Here is a 20915-nt window from a genome sequence, read left to right as displayed (position 1 = left end):
AAGCATAGGGGGAGATCATCGTGAGCGACCGGCAGCAGGAGGATCAAGCTTCACCACAACCGATGAGACACGGCTTTACGACGGGAGCGTGTGCAACCGCAGCTGCCAAAGGCGCGCTCACGATGCTGATCACCCAGCAATCGGTCCACGCTGCGGAAGTGTGGCTGCCGGCAGGCTTTGCCCATACATTCGAGCTGATCGAAGCCGATTACACGCGGGATATGGCGCAGATCGCAACGATCAAGGATGCCGGCGACGACCCGGATGCGACGCATAAAGCCAAGATTATCGCCACCGTCACTTGGAAGGAAGGCAGCGGAATCGAGCTGGACGGCGGTATCGGCGTCGGACGCGTCACCAAGCCGGGGCTGCCGGTACCGGTCGGCGAAGCCGCGATCAATCCGGTGCCGCGAAGGATGCTGACACGGGCAGCCGAGGAAGTCTTGAGCGAGTTCGGCATCGCTCAAGACCGCGGCGTTCGGATCGTTATTTCGGTACCGGATGGCGAAGAAATCGCCAAGAAGACATTGAATGCGCGCCTCGGCATCCTTGGCGGCATTTCAATTCTCGGTACGCGAGGCGTCGTGGTTCCATTCTCGACTGCCGCTTACAAAGCGAGTGTCATCCAGGCTTTGCAAGTAGCAAAGGCCTCTGGCTGCAAACATGTTGTATTGACGACGGGGGGCAGCAGCGAAAAGTACGCGATCAAGATGAACCCGGAACTTAGCGAAGAAGCATTCGTTCAGATGGGGGATTTCGTCGGGTTCTCCCTTAAGCATGCCAAGCGGCTCGGTATGGCGAAGATCAGCCTTGTCGGCATGATGGGCAAGTTCTCCAAAGTCGCGCAAGGCGTCATGATGGTGCATTCGAAGAGCGCTCCGGTCGACTTTGCTTTTTTGGCAAAAGTAGCGGCCGAAGCAGGCGCTGAGCCAGAGCTTCAGCAAGCAATCGCAGAAGCGAATACGGCATCGCAAGCCGGTGATCTGGCGTCCGAAGCAGGGATTGGCGAATTTTTTAATCAATTATGCGAATACGCTTGTCGTCACGCATTAGCGGAAGTAGGCGGCGGCATTACGGTAGAAACCGTGCTCGTCACCATGAAAGGTGAGGTGCTGGGGAGGTCGGAAGCAGTTGGATAACCGGATTCAAATTATCGGCGTAGGAGACGACGGTCCGCAAGGGTTAAGCGCCCTATGCCAACAAATAATCGACAACGCGGACGTGTTGGTCGGCGGGGAACGCCACTTGGCGCTATTTCCTGAAGCAGGCAAGGAACGCATCGTGCTGAAAGGCGGCCTCACACAAACCGTGGAAAGGCTGATAAGCCTGCGGGAGCAATACCGCGTTACGGTGCTGGCTTCAGGGGACCCGTTGTTTTATGGAATTGCAGGGTTCATAGCCAAGAAAGCCGGGGTGAATGCCGTGAGCATCCACCCGCATCTGAGCTCGTTGCAGCTCGCTTTCTCCAAGATGGGAGACAGTTGGCAGGACGCTGTTCTCGAGAGCGTGCATGGGAGACCGATCCAAGGACTTGCGCAGCGTATCGACGGCAAATCAAAAGTGGCCTTGCTGACAGACGAGATGAACAGTCCTTCCGCCATTGCCAACTACTTGCTTGAGTTCGGCATGGACGAATACGATGCGTTTGTTGCGGAAAATCTTGGCGGCGATAATGAACGGTACGGATGGTGGACGCTGACGGAAATGGCGGCTGCCTCATTTGATCCGCTCAATGTCGTGATCCTGCGGCGCAGAACGGATGCACCAGCATCCCGTTTCGGCTTCGGCTTCGAAGATCATGAATTCGACCAGCGGAAGCCGGACAAAGGGCTCATTACGAAGAAAGAAGTACGCATTCTTAGCTTGGCAGAGCTGAAGCTGGGGCTTGACAGCACCGTGTGGGATATCGGCGCAGGCTCCGGTTCCGTCGCCGTCGAATGCGCAAGGCTGGCACCGCATGGACAAGTATTCGCGCTGGAGAAAAATGAAGGCGATCTTGTAAACATCCGAAATAACAGCCGTAAGTTCCGTGCCGACATCACCGTGCTGCACGCGAAGGCTCCGGCTGGTCTAGACGGCCTGCCCGACCCGGACGCGGTCTTTATCGGCGGCAGCGGCGGCGAACTGCGCGAGCTTATCCGGATTTGCTGCGCGAGGCTGAAGAAAGACGGCAGAATCGTCGTGAATGCGGCTACGATCGAAACGCTGGCGGCAGCTCAATCGGCGCTGCGCGAGGCCGGCTTTGATACGAATATCACGCTCGTCCAGATTTCGCGGAGCAAGCCGATTTTGGATATGACTCGATTTGAAGGGCTCAACCCGATCTATATCATTACCGGATGCCGGGGGAACGGAGCTGCACAGAAGCAAGAGCAAGGAGGAAACGAAGGATGACGACCACCGCTATAAAAATTGGGACGCTGTACGGGATAGGCGTTGGCCCGGGAGACCCGGAGCTGATTACCGTCAAAGCGTTTCGTATGCTGAAGGAATGTCCCGTTATCGCTTACCCGAGAAAACGGATGGGCGCCAAATCATATGCACTTGAAATCGTAGAGCTATACGTGAATACGTCGGAGAAGGAAATGCTGGGGCTCGTATTCCCGATGACGAAGGACCAGGCTGCGCTTGACCGGGAGTGGAACAAGACGGCTGAGCTGATCTGGCAGCACTTGCAGGCCGGCCGGGATATCGCTTTCGTTACCGAGGGCGATCCGAACTTGTACAGTACCTTCATCCATATGGCACGGCTCATGCAGAAGCTCCATCCGGAAGTGCCGATCATTACGGTGCCGGGCATTTCGTCGGTACTTGGTGCGGCTGCAAGGCTGAATGTACCGCTTGCGGACGGCGATGATCAAGTGGCGATCGTACCCGCGACCGGTGACCGCAGCGAAATGAAGCGTGTAATGGAAGAGCATGAAGCTGTCGTGTTTATTAAGGTGGCGAAGGTTCTGGATATGATGATCGATATTCTAGAAGAACTGCACCTCGTCGACAAAGCCTCTGTTGTGACGAAAGTTACGTCTCCGCAAGAGCTCATTTGGCGCAACGTGCGTGAGCTGAAAGGGCAGGAGCTGGAATATTTGACGTTGATGGTGGTGAGAAAATGAAGCTGAATCCGCAAGTTTATATCGTGGGCGCTGGGCCCGGAGATCCGGATTTGATTACGGTCAAAGGGCAGCGCATTTTGCAGCAGGCGGACGTGGTGCTGTACACCGACTCGCTGGTGAACGAGGAACTGATCGCCCAAGCAGGGGAGCATGCAGAGGTATTGCAAAGCTCGGGCATGGACCTCGAACAGATGGTTCAAGTAATGGCCGCTGCCGTGCGCGAGGGCAAGTCGGTTGCGCGTATGCATACCGGAGACCCCTCGGTGTACGGGGCGATTCTGGAACAAATGGTATTGCTGAAGCAGGAAGGCATCGCTTATGAAATCGTGCCGGGCGTCAGCTCCGTGTTCGCGGCGGCAGCGGCACTCGGTGCTGAATTGACCGTGCCGGACTTGACGCAGACGGTTATTCTGACGCGTGCAGAAGGCCGCACACCGGTCCCGGAACGGGAGAAGCTGCGCGATCTGGCGTCTCATCATTGTACCGTCGCTCTATTTCTAAGCGCTACGCTTGCTAAGAAAGTGGTAAGAGAGTTTCTTGAAGCCGGCTGGGCGGAGGATACGCCGGTGGCGGTCGTTCAGCGTGCGACATGGCCGGACCAGAAGATCGTGCGTACCACTTTGCAAAATTTGGATGCGGATTTGCGTCAGGCGGGCATCCGCATGCACGCGATGATTTTGGCAGGCAAAGCGCTTGATCCTTCTTTGGCAGACCACGACAATCACCGTTCCAAGCTGTATGACAAAACATTCACGCACGGCTACCGCAAAGGAGTGGCAGCGAATGAGTAATCCGTTCGCCGCCGTCGCGATTACGAAGCATGGAGTGGAGAAGGCGCGCGGTCTTGCCGCACGTTTTCCCGGTACCGACTTGTACTATATGAGCAAGTTCGCCCGTGGAGATGAAGCCGATAAGGGCTATCAGTTGTTCGAAGGTTCAGTGAAGCTGATTTTGCCGGATCTGTTCAAGAAGTACAACGGACTCATCATTATCATTTCGCTTGGAGCGGTCGTTCGAATGATCGCTCCGATTCTGGAGGATAAGAAGAAAGATCCTGCCGTCGTCGTCATCGATGACCGGGGCGAGCATGTCATCAGCGTCTTGTCCGGCCATTTGGGCGGGGCGAACGAATTGACCCGCGAAGTGGCGGCGGTTCTCGGCGCGCGTCCGGTCATCACGACCGCATCAGACGTGCAGCAAACGATTCCCGTCGACCTGTTCGGCCGCAGCTTAGGCTGGGTGATCGAAAGCTTTGAACATGCGACGCCGGTCAGCGCGTCGGTCGTCAACGAGGAGCGCATTGCCGTAGTCCAAGAGACGGGTGAACCGAACTGGTGGACGTATGAGAAGCCGCTGCCCGATCATATCCGCGTCTATTCGAACGCTAAGGAAGCAATCGCGGCGAAATTCGATGCTGCGCTCGTGATTACAGACAGGCTGCTCACTTCGGAGGAAGAAGCGGATCTATTGCGCAACGGGGTGTTGTATCGGCCCAAGTCGCTTGTGCTAGGGATTGGCTGCAACCGGGGAACGGCTGCGGACGAAATCGAGAGTGTCATTACCGACACGCTTGCCGATATGCGGTTATCCGTGAAGAGCGTCCGCAACATGGCCACAATCGACCTGAAGAAAGATGAGCAGGGCTTGCTGGACGTCTGTCATCAATATGGTTGGCGTCTTGAAACCTATACGCCGGGACAGCTCAACGAAGTGGCTCTCGCGAACCCGTCCGAGACGGTGTTCAAATATACTGGCGCGTACGGTGTGAGCGAGCCGGCGGCGCTATTGTCGAGCGGGGCATCGGGATGGCTGCTGGAGAAGAAAAAGAGCGGTAACGTGACGATCTCGGTCGCCCGAGTGCACTTTACGCAGCAGATCACCCGATCGGAGGTTAAGCAATAATGAACGAGCGCAGAGCCCGCTTCGTCATCGCTGGAACAGGAAGCGGCGCGGGCAAGACGACGATCACGATCGGGCTGATGGCGGCGCTGAAACGCCGGGGCCTTACGGTTCAAGGCTTCAAATGCGGCCCGGACTACATCGACCCCTCTTACCATACGGCGGTCACGGGCCGACAGTCCCGCAACCTCGATACATGGATGCTTCCGCATGAAACGATGAAAGAGATCTTTATGCGAGGATCAGCGGGAGCGGATGTGTCGGTTATTGAAGGCGTCATGGGGATGTTCGACGGGAAAGACCCGTTGTCAGACACAGGTTCGACGGCAGAGATTGCTGCTCTGCTGCAATGTCCTGTACTGCTTGTTGTGAACGCCCAAAGTATGGCGCGCAGCGCCGCGGCCGTCGTACTCGGCTTCCAGCAGCTCGCAGGAAACGGACGAATTGCCGGTGTCATCGTCAACAAATGCGGCAGTGCCGGCCATTATAAGATCGTGAAATCGGCGATCGAACAAGTGTGCGGCATCCCGGTTCTTGGCTGGCTTGGACGCGACGAAGAGCTGACGGTTCCAGAGCGGCACCTCGGCCTTGTGCCGGCCATCGAGCGGGGAGAGCTGGAACCGCTGTTCCGCCGCGCCGCTGATCTGATCGAGCAGGGCGTCGATCTGAACGCCGTGCTTGCGCTTGCCGGCCAATCGCCAGACCTCGAATGGCCGAACCATCGCCTATTCCCAGATGAATCAAGCTCAGCCGCTCCCGGCGGTATACAGCCTGTCATCGCAGTCGCCAAAGACGCGGCGTTCAACTTCTACTACCCGGAAAATCTCGAGCTGCTGGAGCGGCTTGGCGCGAACCTTCATCCATTCAGCCCTCTTGCAGGAGAACCCGTCCCGGAACATGCGGATGGCGTGTATATTGGGGGCGGCTTTCCGGAGGAGTTCGCTTCGGCGCTTGCGGATGCAGGCCATGTCGGACGAGACCTGAAGGCCAGAGCCGAAGCCAGCTTGCCTATATTCGCCGAGTGCGGAGGCTACATGTATTTGTCCCGCTCCATTACGGACCGTAACGGCATCAGGCACGAAATGGCTGGACTCATCCCGGCAGAAGTGCGCATGCAGCCGAAACTTGCAGCGCTCGGGTACCGCGAGGTGACAGGGATGCGCGACAGCTTGCTGCTGGCCGAAGGAGAGACGATTCGCGGACACGAATTCCATTACTCCACCCTGACGGCTGATCTTGAGGATTACCCTCATGCGTATGAGACGAAAGGGCTGCGGGGATCAGGCAAGGATGGCTATGGTACACCCTCCATCACTGCGGGGTACACACATGTCCATTTCGCCTCTAACATTGGAGTTGCTCGCCGGTTCATCGCGCAATGTGCGGCTTACCATGAAATAAGGAAGGTGACCGATGGGATCGTCTGACAGAAGAGCATCACGCAAAGGGTATACGCTGGTTTACACCGGAGACGGCAAAGGAAAAACAACGGCATCGCTAGGACTGGCGGTACGAGCGGCAGGCCGGGGCTATAAAGTGCTGATCCTGCAGTTTATCAAATCGCCGCAGCGTACATATGGAGAGCAGATTACGCTCAACCGGATCGGCATCGAGGTGCGGCAACTTGGTGTCGGCTTTACGTGGACCCGAACGCCCGAGGAGCACCGCGAGGCGCTGCAGAAAGCTTGGACGATTGCGAAGGAAGAGACGATGAACGGCGACTGGGATGTCGTCATTCTCGATGAGATCCATAACGCTCTCGGGATTGAACGGTTTCCGATCGCGGACGTTCTTCCACTGCAGGAAGTTATCGAATTGATCGAATCGAGACCAGCGCACCTCCATCTTGTGTTAACGGGGCGCGGGGCCAAACCGGAAATAATCGCTAAAGCTGACCTCGTATCCGAGATTCAGCCGATTAAGCATTATTACAACGAAGGCGTTCCTGCCGTGTTGGGACTTGAATACTAGCTGGTAGAGTAAGTTTGATTAAAGAATGGGTGAGTACACATGACAATGATAGATGCTTTAAAACAACGCCGAGCAGTCCGCAGCTACGAACCACGTGAAATTGAAGAGGAACATATCGCCCAATTGCTTGAAGCCGCTACTTGGGCGCCGAACGACCGCATGCGTGAGCCATGGCACTTTTATGTCATTCGCGGCGATTCTAAATTGCGGTACGAACAAATGGCTGCCGACTATCTGCAAGAGCGCTTCCCTACGAAGCCGAACTTGATTAAGGAATCCCTCCGTGTCCTTGAATCGACGACTCTGATGATCGTCGTTACCGCCGATATCATTCCAGGCGATGAAGCATCATCCGAAGATAACGAGTACGCCGCTGCCTGTGCGATTCATTCGATGTGGCTTGCCGCCCAGGAGCTTGATCTTGGCCTCGTCTGGAGAACGCGCGGAGTCGGTCTCGTTCGGGATCAACGTTTGCACGCTTTTATCGGTTCGCCGGATAACCGGAAAATAATCGGAACCGTATTCGTCGGTTACCCGGCTGAGGCAACTCCGCCGACGGCTAGAACCCCCTTTGCACAGAAAACAACATGGCTCTAGCATTGGCGGCAGGGTCTGCGTCTCTCTGCGAAACCATGATCCAAATAGGTTAGTTGTCAAGTGAAACGGCTGAGGAGGGACACATTTGCAGCGGGCAAAGACGATTATGATTCAAGGAACTTCCTCCGACGTAGGAAAAAGCGTGCTGACAACGGCTTTGTGCCGCATTTTGCTCCAAGACGGGTGGAAGGTTGCGCCTTACAAATCGCAAAATATGGCTCTTAATTCCTATGTCACACTGGACGGCAAAGAGATCGGCCGAGCGCAAGGGGTGCAGGCGGAAGCTTGCGGCATTCCCGCTACGACCGACATGAACCCCATCCTAATCAAGCCGACTCGGGATATGACTGCTCAAATCGTCGTGCATGGCAGGCCGCACCAAGAGATGAGCGCTAGGCGGTATCGCGAAGAGTATTTGCCCCTGGCTGCTGACATCGTGAAGGATGCACTCGAACGGCTCCGCGCGCAATTCGATATCGTCGCGATTGAAGGGGCAGGCAGTCCCGCCGAGATCAACCTCAAAGACCGGGATATCGTCAATATGCGCGTAGCCGGATGGGCGGATGCTCCAGTCATTCTCGTCGCCGATATTGACCGGGGCGGAGTCTTTGCATCCATCGTCGGTACATTGGAGCTTCTCGAAGAGCATGAACGAAACCGGGTCAAAGGCTTTATTATCAACAAGTTCCGCGGCGACATCAGTCTGCTTCAGTCCGGTCTCGATTGGCTGGAGCAGCGCACTGGCATTCCAGTTCTTGGAGTCATCCCGCATATGCCCAAGCTTAACATTGAAGCGGAAGATTCGGTCGTGCTGGAACGGCCGCACAATCCTGTTGAGGCCGACGACAAAGACTTAGATGTAGTCGTTATTCGACTCCCGCGCATATCCAACTTCACTGACTTTGATCCGCTGTCTGCCGAGCCGGATGTCTCGCTTCGCTACGCAGAAAGCGCAGATCAGCTTCAGAAGCCTGACATTATCATATTGCCGGGTTCGAAGAATACGCTCGACGATCTGGCCTTCTTGCAGGAGAATGGCATGACGGAAGCGATTGAACAGCTGGTCGCACACGGCAGCAGGCTCGTCGGCATATGCGGCGGGTATCAGATGCTCGGCCGCAAGCTGAATGATCCGTTACAGGTGGAGTCTGAACGCGGGGAGTCGACCGGACTTGGGTATCTTCCGCTGGAGACGACGTTTTATGCCGATAAACGAACGGAGAGAGTCACCGGTATTGTGCAGTGCGAACATCAAAGCTGGTCAACGTTTAAGGGAACCCCTGTGTCAGGCTATGAGATTCATATGGGGCAGACGAAGAAACTCGAACCGGTCCATTCCTTGTTCTTATTAGGTGATCGCGAAGACGGCGCCGTTACGGACGACGGACGGATATGGGGGACGTACGTGCACGGCATTTTTCATAATGATGAATTTCGTAGAAGCTGGCTGGATACCGTCCGCGTTAGTAAAGGACTGCAGCCGATCCATACGGTTTTGCCGTTTAGTGCGCAACAAGCTGAAGCGTTTGATAAGCTGGCAGACCACGTTAGGGCTTATCTGAATATGGAAAGGCTCTACGAGATTATAGGAATTGAAAGGCGGAGTATGGAGTCCGAACGGAACTTTCATCCACCATCTGATTGATCTAGAAGTCTAGGAGGTATCGAATTGAAACACAGAAGGTCTTGGAGCACCGCATTGTTGGTTATAGGTTTAACACTCTATCTGGCCGTTAACGAGCCGCAAACCGCCTATGCGATGCACATCATGGAAGGGTTTCTGCCTTGGGGCTGGGCGCTTTTCTGGTGGATATTATTTGTGCCGTTCTTCATCTTCGGGCTGCGTGCATTAATCCGAATCACCAAGGAAACCCCGGAGCTTAAAATCATGCTGGGCCTAGCCGGCGCCTTCACCTTCGTCTTATCGGCACTGAAGATCCCGTCCGTGACAGGGAGCAGCTCGCATCCGACGGGAACCGGCCTTGGAGCAGTAATGTTCGGTCCGCTGCCCATGAGCGTTCTCGGTTCCATCGTGCTTCTATTCCAAGCAGTGCTGCTCGCTCACGGCGGTCTGACGACTTTGGGCGCCAACGCTTTCTCCATGGCCGTAGCGGGTCCAATTATCGGCTACGCCGTGTATAAAGGGATGATGAAATCGACCAGGAAGCAAAAGCTGTCCATCTTTGCAGCCGCGGCTTTGGCGGATTTGTCCACATACGTCATCACCTCGCTTCAATTAGCATTAGCGTTCCCGGCTGAACATGGCGGAGTCCTCGCTTCTTTCGCCAAATTCGGCGGCATCTTTGCCGTCACGCAAATCCCGTTAGCGATAAGCGAAGGCTTGCTCACGGTTCTGATCTGGAACTGGATGCAAGCCCACAACTCGGAAGAGTTGTCCGTTCTGCAGCGCAGAATGAAAGGAGCGAAACAATCATGACCACCCGGAGCAAAAACCTATTGCTGCTCTTTGCCGTGATCGTGCTGGCCGTTACGCCATTGCTCTTCGTTAATGGCGAATTCGGCGGGGCAGACGACGCGGCGGAACAGGCGATTGCAACGTTGAAACCGTCCTATAAACCTTGGAGTTCTTCGTTATTCGAGCTGCCATCCGAAACCGAAAGCATGTTGTTCGCCCTGCAAGCCGCACTTGGCGCAGGATTTATCGGCTATGCGATTGGATGGTTTAAAGGTAAATCCGTGAAAAACAAAAACAATGATTAAACTTATTGACTCTCTTTCGTATAAGAACAGGCTTAGAACAGTTGCTCCCATGTGGAAATTTTCATTCGCAGCTGCTTTGTTTGCCCTTTCCTATCTGTCGCACGCCTATATTCAGCTTGTCATCATGAGCTGGATGTTCGTATGGACCGTTATTTATGCCCGAATACCCGTGAAATCCTATATCGTATTGCTTGCGGTTCCTTGTTTATTCTATGCGGCAAGCCTTCCGGCAATCGTCCTTGAGATTGAGCCTGCCTATTCCGCCTATGCAACATCAGACTCCGTGCTATTCACGGCATCCCGCTGGGCGGTCACCGTTAGCGATACAAATGTAATTAAAGCCGTTCACTTATTCGTACGGGTAACTGCATGCATGTCTTGCCTGATGTTCATTACGCTGACGATCCCTGTCACGGAACTGCTCCAAGTGTTTAAGAAGCTGCGCATGCCTGCACTCGTGCTTGAACTGATGTTGATCATGTACCGTTTTCTATTCTTGCTGATGGATACCGCGTCGAGGATGTATGCTGCTCAGTTGGCACGCGGGGGACATTCGAGCTTTCGAAGCAAGCTGAAGGACATGTCGGTGCTGATCGTACGGCTGTTCGACAGAACGATGCACCGCTATAGAGGAGTATCTAACGGATTAATCGCCAGAGGATTTACAGATGACATCCTTATGCCTCCTTATACTGCGCTTCCAATGCCTCTTCGGTATAAGCGTGAGGGGTACATAGGCATAGTCATTTTGACCGTTGTTGAAATATGCACTCGATGGAGGGGACTGGCATGAGACCGATTCTGGAGGCGCGGGATGTAAGCTTCAGCTATCCAGGCAGCACGAATGAAGCCCTCCGCGGACTTACCATGAATATACCGGCCGGGAGGAAAACAGCGATATGCGGACATAATGGTTCCGGTAAATCCACGTTTTTTCTCCATGCCGTTGGCATTCACAAACCGGCAAGCGGAGAGATGCGGTGGAACGGCGTTCCTGTTGCTTATCGCTCCAATGATCTGAAGACGCTTCGGCAACGCATCGGCCTGGTGTTTCAAGATCCGGAGCATCAACTCATCTTAACTACGCCGTATGAGGATATCTCGTACGGTCTTCGGAATGCAGGCTTGCAAGAGCAAGAGATTCGCGACCGGACCCAGAACATGCTGCGTGCGATGGATATTGCCCAACTGGCAGACACACCGATTCACCAATTAAGCTTAGGGCAAAAGAAGCGTGTCGCTCTTGCTGGCGTAATGGCCCTTGAGCCTGAACTGCTTCTGCTGGACGAGCCAACCGCATACTTGGACCGGACATCCGAACAGAAGCTGATCGGAGAATTGGACCGAATTCATGCGAACGGCGTAACGGTCGCGATGGCTACGCATGATATGAATCTAGCTTACGCATGGGCGGATTGGATTCTCGTGATGGATCGGGGGCAGTGCGTAATGGAAGGGACGCCAGAAGAGATATTTATAGAGAAAGACCAGCTGATAACATTAGGAATGGAGCTTCCGCTGCTGCTTGAGATTTGGAATTCACTTCCGCAGGTCATTCGAAGAGAAGCTTCTCCTCCTCGAAGCCTTGCGGAATTTAAGGCATATATGAACCAATATCAACCGGCTATTCTGGCCTGAACAGGTATAGTCGATAAGGGGGGGAGACCATGGCGACGTGGGATCTTTCGAGAACCAAGCATCATGTATTGATTTGTAATGGAGGAAGCTGCTTGCGTCAAAATGGGGATGAAGTCACGTTAGCTATACGTGCGGAAATCAAATTACAGGGAGCTGATCATTTCATTCATACGACGAGGACGAAATGTAACGGCCGTTGTGAGGACGCCTGTGTCGTCACCGTCTATCCGGAAGGAATTTGGTATAGGAATATGACACCCGAAAGCGGTAAACGGCTTATAAGGGAACACCTTCTGAAGGATAAACCTCTTCATGAACAAATGACCTATTCCTTTCAACTCAATCGGTTTATCCCCACCGGGAACGGTGCTAAAGGAGTTCTGCGAAGATCAGACGAATGCTGACGCTTTGCTGTGCAATAATAGATGATCCGTCGAGAAAGGCCGTGCGATAGCGGCCTTTTTGTTTTAACGTTATACTTAATTTTAGATTGCGATTTGAAGGGAGTCTTGCCGATTATGGAACTAGGAATCCAAGGGAAACGAGCCATTATTACCGGAGGCAGTAAAGGGATCGGCTTCGCGACGGCCATGCTGCTTGCAGCCGAAGGCGCTCAGGTCGCTCTTATCGCCAGGAATGAGGTTGCGCTGCAGGAAGCTGCGAGACGGATCGCGGAGAAGACGGGCATCGAACCGTTGATCGTTGCAGCAGACGTATCCGTCGAACAAGAAGTGCAGCGTGCTGCTGCGGCAGTTGCCGAGAGATTCGGCGGCATCGATATTCTGGTGAACAATGCAGGCACTTCAGCTGCGAAGCCATTCGATCAGGTGGACACGCCGGCCTGGACTGCGGATTTGGATTTGAAGCTCTACGGCGCGGTACATTTTGCTCGTGCAGCTTTGCCATATATGCGTCAAGCGGGCGGAGGCGCCATCGTCAATGTAACAGCCGTTGGCGGTAAGACGCCATCAGGCTCATCGCTGCCGACCTCGGTCAGCCGTGCAGCCGGGCTTGCATTGACGAAGGCGATGAGCAAGGATCTGGCGTCGGATGGGATCCGGGTTAATGCCGTCTGCATCGGACTGATTAGAAGCGATCAGATCGAGCGGATGTGGCAGGCGACTGCGCCTCATTTGACTTGGGAAGAATTCGCGGCGGACCCAAGACATGATATACCGCTAGGCAGAATAGGACGCGCGGAAGAAGCGGCGAACGTGATCGCGTTCCTCATATCGGAAGCCGCGTCTTATGTGACCGGTACGGCAATTAATATCGATGGCGGCAAAGCGTCTGTTCTATAACCGGGTATGAGTAAACCAATGCTGGCCGATTATGCATTTGAGAACGCGTAATTACGGACGAATGACAGCTTATTCATGCAATTTGGAGGCTCACTCATGATCTTGGAAGTCATTGCTACTTGCATGGACGATGCGTTGACGGCGGAAGCGAATGGAGCGGACCGTCTGGAGCTCATTACGGCCATAACGGAAGGCGGCTTAACACCTGGAATCGGACTAGTCGAACAGGCCGTACGTACTGTCCGGATTCCGGTATTTGTCATGGTGCGTCCGCATAGCCGTTCATTCGTCTATACAGAACAGGATATCGAGACCATGGCTCTGGAAATAAAGACCATTGTGCAAGCGGGAGCAGCTGGCATCGTGCTGGGCGCTTTAACGCCGGCAGGGAAGATTGACGAGGCGGCGCTGGAGCGGCTGCTGCCGCTTACGGGCGGCTTGCAAGTGACGTTCCACCGCGCATTTGATGAGCTCACAGACCAGCGTGAAGGGCTCCGCACCCTGATGAAGTATCCCCAAATTACACGCGTGCTGACTTCTGCCGGTCCACGGCCGGCAATGGAGTCGGCGCTGGAGATGGCAGGACTCGTCGCCGAAGCTAGCCGCAATGGCCAACTGACGATATTGGCGGGCAGCGGCCTGACAACGGAAGGCATCACCGGTTTTATTCGGAAGACCGGAGTACAGGAAGTGCATTTCGGGTCGGCTGTTCGTTATAACCATTCGAATCTGTCGCCGATCGATCCGTCAGCGCTTCGGAAGCTTGCGGACAGCGTCCATCAACTGCGATAGCAGGTGATTGGAATCAACTGTTCCTCATAGGAGAATTGTGTCATGGCCAATATTCAAGATATCGCCAAACGCGCCGGCGTATCGGTATCGACTGTCTCAAGGGTGTTGAATCAGCATCCTTATGTATCTGAACGGAAGCAAGCCGCAGTGCATCAAGCGATTAGCGAATTGGATTATACGCCTAACCGTTCTGCGATCGATCTGATTCGTAAGGAAACGAGAAGTATCGGTGTGATTATACCCTATAATAACAATCAAGCCTTCGATCAATTGCTTCATGGTGTGCTGAACCGCTCAGTAGAACGTGATTACACCGTGACGGTTCTGCCTACGAAGTACGACTCGAACAAAGAGCTCCATTGCCTTACTATGTTGAAGAATAAACAACTGGATGCCCTCATTCTTACCTCTCGTTCGAACAATTGGAATGCGATTATTCCCTATGCCAAATACGGGACAATCGTCGCATGCGAGTTCACCGACCATCCTGAGATCGGCTGTGCTTACATTGACCGATATGGATCATTCGTTGAGACGTTCCAATTGTTAAAGGACAAAGGGCATACACGGGTTGCCTTTACGACAGCAAGAGGAGAAGAGAGCAATAGTACGCAGTTGATTATCCGAGCCTACCAACAACTATTTGGCGATTTGCCTGCGGAATACCCTATTAGGGACTGTTACAGCATGGATGACGGGATTAGAGCAGCACAACAATTGCTTCATGGGGATGAAAAGCCTACGGCCATATATGCGAACGGCGATGAAGTTGCGGCAGGTATCTATCGATATGCGAAGAGAATAGGGCTGAGAGTGCCTGAGGATCTGGCCATTATTGGCCAAGAGAATCAACCCGTTGGAATCGGATTAGGATTATCTACGGTTGATCACCAATTGGTGAAGGTTGGCGAACATGCTTTTGATCTTGCAATCGGGAAGTCAAAAGATAAGGTCGAAATTCCTTATCAAATTATTTTGCGCCAATCTGATTAATTAGCTATTGACCTGAAATGGATTTCATACTTTAGCATTCCATTAGAAGCTTATCTTTAAGGATGCTAAGGGAGGATTTCCATGTATACTTCTTTTATTTTTGATATCGACGGCACGTTAATCAACACAGAGCAAGCGATATTGGAATCATTGCAGCAAATGTTGAAAGCAAATTATGACCGGGAAATGACCCCGCATGATCTCACGTTTGTGCTTGGAATTCCAGGAGCAGTATCTTTGCGCAAGCTCGGTATCGAAGAACACGATATCGATCATGCCATCCATTGCTGGGATGAGCATATGAAGGAGTACCAATCGGCTATCCATGTTTTCGACGGTATTCAGCAGTTGCTTATCGGTTTGAGGAATCCATCGATTATGACAGGTGTCGTGACGTCCAAAACGAAGGAACAATTTCACAATGAATTCGTTCCATTCGGTCTTGCTCAAGATCTGCAATACGTTGTATGCGCGGATGATACGAAGCTGCATAAGCCCAATCCGGAGCCTATGCTCAAGTTCCTTGAGCTTTCAGGCGCACAGACCAGCTCATCTTTATATATTGGCGATTCCATTTATGACTTTGAATGTGCCCGGAGCGCTGGTGTAGATTTTGGATTGGCATTATGGGGGTGCAAGCAGCCTGATGCGATTCCGGCTAAGTATAAATTTGAGCATCCGAAAGATATCCTTAACCTGTTAAATCTCGGTTAGTCCCTACAGGCTAACCAAGTTAAGAAGCAAAAAGCCGCATTCATTGCGGCTTTTTGCATTTAAGCACGCCAGATGTGCTTAAAATCGATCCAGCCGAGAGTATTAATCCGTACGCCTTTCAACGAAGGATGGTAATCGGTATTGAAGCGGGTGTGGAGCATGAATAAGACCTGGTGCTCTGCTCGTAGTTTCGCTTCAATCTCCGTATAGATCGCCATTCGATCCGCCGATTTCGCACAAGCGAGTGCATCATCCAATCTGTTCCGTATCCAGACCACATGCTCCGGCGATACCATGCAACTCAAGAAGCTGTCTTCCTGTTCCAAGCTCTCGATCAGACTCACTTCATCCTCCGGGAATACCAGCGCATGATACACGGCATCAATCTCGCTCTGGATGCGGTACAGTTTATCGGCTGATTCGATTCGAATCTGCAATTGAATGCCATATTCCATACAGCGCCGCTGAATCCATTGGACATCCTCTTGGTGTCCCACAAGCGAACATAACGTAACAGGAGATTGATCGAAACCGTACTGAGTTATCAAATGCCGCAGTTCCTCATCGGAACTTGCTTCATCCACTTCGGCGGAACCAGCCGCAGAAGGAAAAAAGCCGTTAGCCGGCGAATACCGATGGCCTCCCAGCTCCCGAATCATTCGGTTCCGGTCAATCAACCGATCCACAATAGAGCGGAACTGTTCCGACTTATGCAGTCCGTTCCGCTGCATGTTCCAGCTCAGCATACTGGTGCAGACGTTGTTCGACTCGATCTTAATCCAGCCATTGTCTTCCGACAGATCCGGCAGATCCGGTTGATTAGGATCGCTAATCAACTGCTTCCAGCGCGCCGCATCAGCCTTAAGCACATCATGCTGCGGCACTTGAACAATCTCAACACGGTCGAGGAGAGGACGGGTATGATAATAGGCGGCGTTGGCCTCAAGCAGCAATTTGCCCTCAGCCCGTTCTTCAATCTTGAATGGACCCGTGCCGATGGGATGCTTCCAGAACTGTTCCTCGGTTTGCCCGCGCAGTCCGGAAGGCAAGATGGACATCAAGACCGAGCAGGCAAACTTGATAAACAGCCAGTTCGACTTAGCGAAGTGAAACCGCACAACCCGCTCCGACACCGCTTCAATCCTGCTAAGTGACCGCACAATCCAGCTGTTCTGCTTCCCGCTTCGAAGACGTTGGATCGTGTATACCACATCAGCGGCGGTCAGTTCCGTTCCGTCATGGAACAGCACGCTTTTCCTCAGATGAAAAGTCCACATTGTGGCGTCCTCATTACACTCCCACTCATGAGCGATGGCCGGCAGGATTCGGCCTGTATTCTCCTCCAGTACGACCAGCCTGTCCCATACCTGCTGGATCAAGTGAGCATCGAATGAGAAAATCACTTCCGCCGGATCCAAAGTCACCATCGGCTTCTTGATCGGGAGGCGCAGGACATCCGCAAGTGTCCCTTGCTGCTTGTGAAAACCGAAGGTACCGTTCATCCACTCCATAAATTTCTCGCTCGCAGCCGTTCCTTCACCAAAGGTTTGAAGCAGATAGAACGCTTTATTATACTCACCGTCTTCGGCATACGCCCGTGACAGGTCCAGGAGCAAAGCTTCCCGGTCTTCCCGGAATGTAATGCGCGAGCGGTTGCCTCTGCCTCTCCCAGCTTTCCATTCGATGTAGCCTTTCTCCGTTAATTTGCGAAGGATGAGCTTAGCATTTCGTTCCGTGCAGTAAAGCGCATCAGACACTTGTTCCAATGCAGCCTCAACCGTTGCTCCAGCTCCAAGCTCACCCGCAAACCGTTGATAAAGCGTCAAATATCGTTCGACTTCTAACATCTTTTATGGTTCACCTCGCATAAAAGGGGAAATCTGTTGTGACTATTCTACACTTTTTACTCCTTTGTTACACTTGCATAATAGAGTTAACCAATAGGGGAAATCTTCACCTGCAAAGGAGAGGGAACGATGCTCTACCAAGATCATTATACCGCCGAACAACTGCACCGATTGCGCCAAGATGAGCTCAATCGCGCAATCCGCTTAGGATTGTATGTCAAACATGACGATAACTCGGCAAAACCGCACCGTAGAAAATCAATTCTTCATAAGCTGTTACACCTGATGAAGGGTCTGAATAAAGGAAACAGCCGAGGCCCTTACAACTGAACCGTGCACTCAAGCTTAGCCGTGAAGCTGACTGTGAAAGTCCAAGAGGCAGCCGCCTGGCGGGAATGGTATAGGAGTAAACTGGTGGAGGGCCCCGGACGGCTAATGAACCGTTCAATACGCCGTTTCGGGAGAGACTGTGGAGTGAGCACCATCAAAAACAAGAAGAACCTGGACAATTGTCTCAGGTTCTTCTTCGTTGTACTTAGATGGACATCATGATATAATCAGATCGCATCTAAATTTTATGTAAGAATGCATAGTAAGTTCATCATATAATTGAATTGTAACACGCTTAAGAAACGTATGTCAACTGCTTTTTCTTATACTCATAGCGAGGAGAGATATGGAATGAGTACGTTCGTTCTCGGTTTTCAAGATATCAACAAGACACAGCTTCCGCTCATTGGCGGGAAAGGGATCCATTTAGCTGAATTATCGAGCATTCCAGGGATCCAAGTACCCGAGGGATTCGCTGTGACAACTGCAGCGTTTCAAGCAGCGCTCGAACACAACGAATCGTATCATGCTCTATTGGATCAGCTAGCCATTCTGAAAGCAGACGATAGAGAACAAATTGGTGAAATCAGCCGGAAGATTCGACAAGTCATTACGGAGGCGCAAATTCCTTCTGATGTTGTCAATGAAGTGACCCGTTCGATCTTACGGATCGGCGAGGAGCATGCCTATGCGGTGCGTTCCAGCGCGACAGCTGAAGACTTGCCTCACGCTTCTTTTGCCGGCCAACATGACACCTATTTAAATATTAAAGGCACAGCAGCTATCTTACAGCATGTCAGCAAATGTTGGGCCTCGCTATTTACGGACCGCGCGGTAATCTACCGTATACAAAATGGTTTTGACCACCGTCAAGTTTATCTATCCGTCATCATTCAAAGGATGGTATTCCCGCAAGCTTCGGGTATTTTATTTACCGTTGATCCCGTCACCTCCAACCGGAAAGTGCTCTCCATCGATGCCAGTTATGGACTTGGAGAAGCGCTCGTCTCTGGCTTGGTAAACGCAGATCATTATAAAGTTCAAGAAGGAACCGTGGTCGATAAGCGAATTGCAGTCAAACGAATGGCGATCTATGGATTGCCAGAGGGCGGAACTGAGACTCGTCAACTCGATCCGGATCAACAACTGCAACAGACACTTGATGAGCCGCAAATTGTAGAGCTCGCACGAATCGGGAGACAGATTGAAGCCTATTTCGGCTGTCCGCAAGATATTGAATGGTGCCTGGTTGATCATACCTTCTTCATCGTCCAAAGCAGACCGATCACCACGCTATTCCCGATCCCGGAAGCGAATGATCAGCTTAATCACGTCTATTTGTCGGTCGGGCATCAACAGATGATGACCGATCCTATTTCCCCGTTGGGGTTGTCATTCTATCTGTTAGTGACTCCAGCACCGATGAAGAAAGCTGGCGGAAGGTTATTCGCGGATTGCTCGCATCTGCTGTCTTCGCCTTCCCGCAGAGAAATGTTAGTGGGTAGATGGGGCCAATCCGATCTGCTGACAAGAGACGCTCTTCAGACCCTCATTGACAGAGAGTATATTCCGACGGTACCGGATGATACCACAACAGCAAATCCCATCAGGAACAATAGCGATGTGGCACAAGTTGAGGACAATCCGACTATCGTTAAGGATTTGATTAAGAGCAATCAAGCATCGATCGAAGAGTTGAAACGGAACATCCAGACGAAATCCGGAACGGATGTATTTCAATTTATATTAGAAGATATTCAGCGATTGAAACAGCAATTATTTAACCCGCTCAGCTCGAAAGTCATTCAGACGGCGATGAACGCTACATTGTGGATGAATGAGAAAATAAACCAGTTGTTAGGCGAGCCCAACGCAGCCGATACGCTGTCTCTATCCGTACCCCACAATATTACTTCGGAGATGGGTCTGGCGCTTATGGAGGTTGCGGATGTGATTCGACCATATCCAGAGATCATCGATTATTTACAACATGTTCAAGACGATCATTTTATTGATGAACTGGTGAAGTTCGAAGGCGGCGGGGAAGTTCAAGAAGCTATCACGTCTTACCTGAATAAGTATGGAATGCGATGTGCTGGAGAAATCGACATTGCGACCACTCGTTGGAGTGAAAAACCCGATACTCTAATCCCATTAATTATTAATAACATTAAACACTTTGAGCCTCATGCAGGACAACGCAAATTCGAGCAAGCAAAGCAGCAAGCTCGGGACAAAGAACAAGAACTATTGGGACGGTTGAAGCAATTGCCGGACGGAGAAAGCAAAGCACAAGAGACCGAGCGAATGATACGCACCATCCGGGATTTTATCGGTTATCGTGAGTATCCCAAATACGGTATGATGAGCCGTTACTACATCTATAAACAAGCATTGTTGAGAGAAGCTGAAAAATTGGTGCGAGCAGGCATCATTCAGGAGCAAGAAGATATTTTCTATCTCTCATTCGATGAGTTTCACGAAGTCGTTCGCACAGCAAACTTAGATTATCAGATGATCAACGAACGCCGAGAGGCTTACCGACATTATGAAAAATTATCGCCGCCGCGTGTCATGACGTCGGATGGGGAAATCATTACTGGGGCGTACAGACGAGATCATCTGCCCGCTGACGCCATTGTCGGTCTACCTGTGTCTTCCGGTACGGTAGAAGGACGGGCGCGTGTCATCATCAAGATGGAGGATGCCATTCTGGAGGAGGGAGATATCCTCGTCACCACGTTTACGGACCCAGGCTGGACACCGTTGTTCGTCTCCATCAAAGGGCTGGTTACCGAGGTTGGCGGTCTGATGACCCATGGCGCCGTCATTGCACGCGAATATGGATTGCCGGCTGTTGTCGGGGTAGAGAACGCCACCAAGCGGATCCAAGATGGACAGCGAATCCGCGTACACGGAACAGAAGGATACATTGAATTGTTATCCTGACGGAATAAGTTTAATCGTATTAAATACAGCAATAGATATAAAAAATGGTT

21 protein-coding genes are annotated in these 20915 nt (G+C 52.3%); 20 read left to right on the top strand and 1 reads right to left on the bottom strand.

Annotated elements, in window-relative coordinates; genetic code table 11:
- Positions 1-20 precede the first annotated feature (20 nt).
- From PKO01S_RS00875 to PKO01S_RS00790, 18 genes are all read left to right on the top strand, one after another.
- Positions 21-1139, top strand: a complete 1119-nt coding sequence (locus PKO01S_RS00875; protein WP_127529387.1) for a cobalt-precorrin-5B (C(1))-methyltransferase — start codon at positions 21-23, stop codon at positions 1137-1139.
- Positions 1132-2394 (top strand): precorrin-6y C5,15-methyltransferase (decarboxylating) subunit CbiE, encoded by a 1263-nt coding sequence (gene cbiE / locus PKO01S_RS00870; RefSeq protein WP_127529386.1) that lies wholly within the window; start codon positions 1132-1134, stop codon positions 2392-2394. The genes PKO01S_RS00875 and cbiE overlap by 8 nt, the downstream gene beginning before the upstream one ends.
- Positions 2391-3113, top strand: coding sequence for a precorrin-2 C(20)-methyltransferase (gene cobI / locus PKO01S_RS00865; RefSeq protein WP_127529385.1), 723 nt, complete (start codon positions 2391-2393; stop codon positions 3111-3113). Before cbiE ends, cobI begins: the two co-directional genes overlap by 4 nt.
- On the top strand, positions 3110-3904 hold the full coding sequence (gene cobM, locus PKO01S_RS00860; protein ID WP_127529384.1) for a precorrin-4 C(11)-methyltransferase: 795 nt from the start codon (positions 3110-3112) through the stop codon (positions 3902-3904). Before cobI ends, cobM begins: the two co-directional genes overlap by 4 nt.
- Positions 3897-5015: a cobalt-precorrin 5A hydrolase gene (locus PKO01S_RS00855; RefSeq protein WP_127529383.1), complete on the top strand. Its 1119-nt coding sequence runs from the start codon at positions 3897-3899 to the stop codon at positions 5013-5015. Before cobM ends, PKO01S_RS00855 begins: the two co-directional genes overlap by 8 nt.
- Positions 5015-6439, top strand: coding sequence for a cobyrinate a,c-diamide synthase (locus PKO01S_RS00850; protein ID WP_127529382.1), 1425 nt, complete (start codon positions 5015-5017; stop codon positions 6437-6439). The genes PKO01S_RS00855 and PKO01S_RS00850 overlap by 1 nt, the downstream gene beginning before the upstream one ends.
- A complete protein-coding gene (locus PKO01S_RS00845) occupies positions 6426-6983 on the top strand; it encodes a cob(I)yrinic acid a,c-diamide adenosyltransferase (protein ID WP_127529381.1) in 558 nt (185 codons plus the stop codon). Before PKO01S_RS00850 ends, PKO01S_RS00845 begins: the two co-directional genes overlap by 14 nt.
- Positions 6984-7022: 39 nt before the next feature.
- Positions 7023-7580, top strand: a complete 558-nt coding sequence (locus PKO01S_RS00840; RefSeq protein WP_127529380.1) for a nitroreductase family protein — start codon at positions 7023-7025, stop codon at positions 7578-7580.
- An 85-nt stretch (positions 7581-7665) separates the two neighbouring features.
- Positions 7666-9225 carry a cobyric acid synthase gene (locus PKO01S_RS00835; RefSeq protein ID WP_127529379.1) on the top strand — a complete coding sequence of 520 codons (1560 nt, stop codon included), beginning with the start codon at positions 7666-7668 and terminating at the stop codon, positions 9223-9225.
- Positions 9226-9249: 24 nt separating this feature from the next.
- On the top strand, positions 9250-10017 hold the full coding sequence (locus PKO01S_RS00830; RefSeq protein WP_127529378.1) for an energy-coupling factor ABC transporter permease: 768 nt from the start codon (positions 9250-9252) through the stop codon (positions 10015-10017).
- Positions 10014-10301 carry an energy-coupling factor ABC transporter substrate-binding protein gene (locus tag PKO01S_RS00825; protein WP_127529377.1) on the top strand — a complete coding sequence of 96 codons (288 nt, stop codon included), beginning with the start codon at positions 10014-10016 and terminating at the stop codon, positions 10299-10301. Before PKO01S_RS00830 ends, PKO01S_RS00825 begins: the two co-directional genes overlap by 4 nt.
- Complete coding sequence (cbiQ, locus tag PKO01S_RS00820; RefSeq protein ID WP_127529376.1) at positions 10294-11094, top strand: cobalt ECF transporter T component CbiQ; 801 nt, start codon at positions 10294-10296, stop codon at positions 11092-11094. Before PKO01S_RS00825 ends, cbiQ begins: the two co-directional genes overlap by 8 nt.
- Entirely contained in the window at positions 11091-11939 is an 849-nt protein-coding gene (locus PKO01S_RS00815; RefSeq protein WP_127529375.1) for an energy-coupling factor ABC transporter ATP-binding protein, read from the top strand. Before cbiQ ends, PKO01S_RS00815 begins: the two co-directional genes overlap by 4 nt.
- A gap of 29 nt (positions 11940-11968) precedes the next feature.
- On the top strand, positions 11969-12343 hold the full coding sequence (locus PKO01S_RS00810) for a (2Fe-2S) ferredoxin domain-containing protein (protein ID WP_127529374.1): 375 nt from the start codon (positions 11969-11971) through the stop codon (positions 12341-12343).
- Positions 12344-12457: 114 nt separating this feature from the next.
- Positions 12458-13240, top strand: coding sequence for an SDR family NAD(P)-dependent oxidoreductase (locus tag PKO01S_RS00805; RefSeq protein WP_127529373.1), 783 nt, complete (start codon positions 12458-12460; stop codon positions 13238-13240).
- Between the two features lie 96 nt (positions 13241-13336).
- Positions 13337-14032, top strand: a complete 696-nt coding sequence (locus tag PKO01S_RS00800; RefSeq protein ID WP_127529372.1) for a copper homeostasis protein CutC — start codon at positions 13337-13339, stop codon at positions 14030-14032.
- A gap of 42 nt (positions 14033-14074) precedes the next feature.
- Positions 14075-15025, top strand: coding sequence for a LacI family DNA-binding transcriptional regulator (locus PKO01S_RS00795; RefSeq protein WP_127529371.1), 951 nt, complete (start codon positions 14075-14077; stop codon positions 15023-15025).
- An 81-nt stretch (positions 15026-15106) separates the two neighbouring features.
- On the top strand, positions 15107-15739 hold the full coding sequence (locus PKO01S_RS00790; RefSeq protein WP_127529370.1) for an HAD family hydrolase: 633 nt from the start codon (positions 15107-15109) through the stop codon (positions 15737-15739).
- 59 nt (positions 15740-15798) lie between these two features.
- Here PKO01S_RS00790 and PKO01S_RS00785 read toward each other — a convergent pair whose 3' ends face one another.
- Positions 15799-17586: an SgrR family transcriptional regulator gene (locus PKO01S_RS00785; RefSeq protein WP_127529369.1), complete on the bottom strand. Its 1788-nt coding sequence runs from the start codon at positions 17584-17586 to the stop codon at positions 15799-15801.
- A gap of 129 nt (positions 17587-17715) precedes the next feature.
- On the opposite strand from PKO01S_RS00785, the gene PKO01S_RS00780 reads away from it, so the two are divergent.
- Together PKO01S_RS00780 and ppsA are read left to right on the top strand one after the other, a co-directional pair.
- The gene (locus PKO01S_RS00780) at positions 17716-17916 is read left to right on the top strand and encodes a hypothetical protein (RefSeq protein WP_127529368.1); all 201 of its coding nucleotides are present in this window, start codon (positions 17716-17718) and stop codon (positions 17914-17916) included.
- A 351-nt stretch (positions 17917-18267) separates the two neighbouring features.
- On the top strand, positions 18268-20865 hold the full coding sequence (gene ppsA / locus PKO01S_RS00775; protein ID WP_127529546.1) for a phosphoenolpyruvate synthase: 2598 nt from the start codon (positions 18268-18270) through the stop codon (positions 20863-20865).
- Positions 20866-20915 lie beyond the last annotated feature (50 nt).

Origin of the sequence: Paenibacillus kobensis NBRC 15729 (assembly GCF_004000825.1) — a bacterium.
Lineage (GTDB): Bacteria > Bacillota > Bacilli > Paenibacillales > Paenibacillaceae > Paenibacillus_T > Paenibacillus_T kobensis.
Note: the sequence above shows the minus strand (reverse complement) of the source record. Positions and strands in the feature narration are given on the sequence as shown.

Bases quoted from the DNA above. Each gene is read 5' to 3' on its own strand.
- PKO01S_RS00790 (WP_127529370.1), top strand. From the start codon at position 15,107: ATGTATACTTCTTTTATTTTTGATATCGACGGCACGTTAATCAACACA.
- PKO01S_RS00855 (WP_127529383.1), top strand. From the start codon at position 3,897: ATGAGTAATCCGTTCGCCGCCGTCGCGATTACGAAGCATGGAGTGGAG.
- cbiQ (WP_127529376.1), top strand. From the start codon at position 10,294: ATGATTAAACTTATTGACTCTCTTTCGTATAAGAACAGGCTTAGAACA.
- cobI (WP_127529385.1), top strand. From the start codon at position 2,391: ATGACGACCACCGCTATAAAAATTGGGACGCTGTACGGGATAGGCGTT.
- PKO01S_RS00785 (WP_127529369.1), bottom strand. From the start codon at position 17,586: ATGTTAGAAGTCGAACGATATTTGACGCTTTATCAACGGTTTGCGGGT.
- PKO01S_RS00850 (WP_127529382.1), top strand. From the start codon at position 5,015: ATGAACGAGCGCAGAGCCCGCTTCGTCATCGCTGGAACAGGAAGCGGC.
- PKO01S_RS00840 (WP_127529380.1), top strand. From the start codon at position 7,023: ATGACAATGATAGATGCTTTAAAACAACGCCGAGCAGTCCGCAGCTAC.
- PKO01S_RS00795 (WP_127529371.1), top strand. From the start codon at position 14,075: ATGGCCAATATTCAAGATATCGCCAAACGCGCCGGCGTATCGGTATCG.
- PKO01S_RS00800 (WP_127529372.1), top strand. From the start codon at position 13,337: ATGATCTTGGAAGTCATTGCTACTTGCATGGACGATGCGTTGACGGCG.
- PKO01S_RS00805 (WP_127529373.1), top strand. From the start codon at position 12,458: ATGGAACTAGGAATCCAAGGGAAACGAGCCATTATTACCGGAGGCAGT.
- cobM (WP_127529384.1), top strand. From the start codon at position 3,110: ATGAAGCTGAATCCGCAAGTTTATATCGTGGGCGCTGGGCCCGGAGAT.
- PKO01S_RS00825 (WP_127529377.1), top strand. From the start codon at position 10,014: ATGACCACCCGGAGCAAAAACCTATTGCTGCTCTTTGCCGTGATCGTG.
- PKO01S_RS00815 (WP_127529375.1), top strand. From the start codon at position 11,091: ATGAGACCGATTCTGGAGGCGCGGGATGTAAGCTTCAGCTATCCAGGC.
- PKO01S_RS00845 (WP_127529381.1), top strand. From the start codon at position 6,426: ATGGGATCGTCTGACAGAAGAGCATCACGCAAAGGGTATACGCTGGTT.
- PKO01S_RS00810 (WP_127529374.1), top strand. From the start codon at position 11,969: ATGGCGACGTGGGATCTTTCGAGAACCAAGCATCATGTATTGATTTGT.
- PKO01S_RS00780 (WP_127529368.1), top strand. From the start codon at position 17,716: ATGCTCTACCAAGATCATTATACCGCCGAACAACTGCACCGATTGCGC.
- ppsA (WP_127529546.1), top strand. From the start codon at position 18,268: ATGAGTACGTTCGTTCTCGGTTTTCAAGATATCAACAAGACACAGCTT.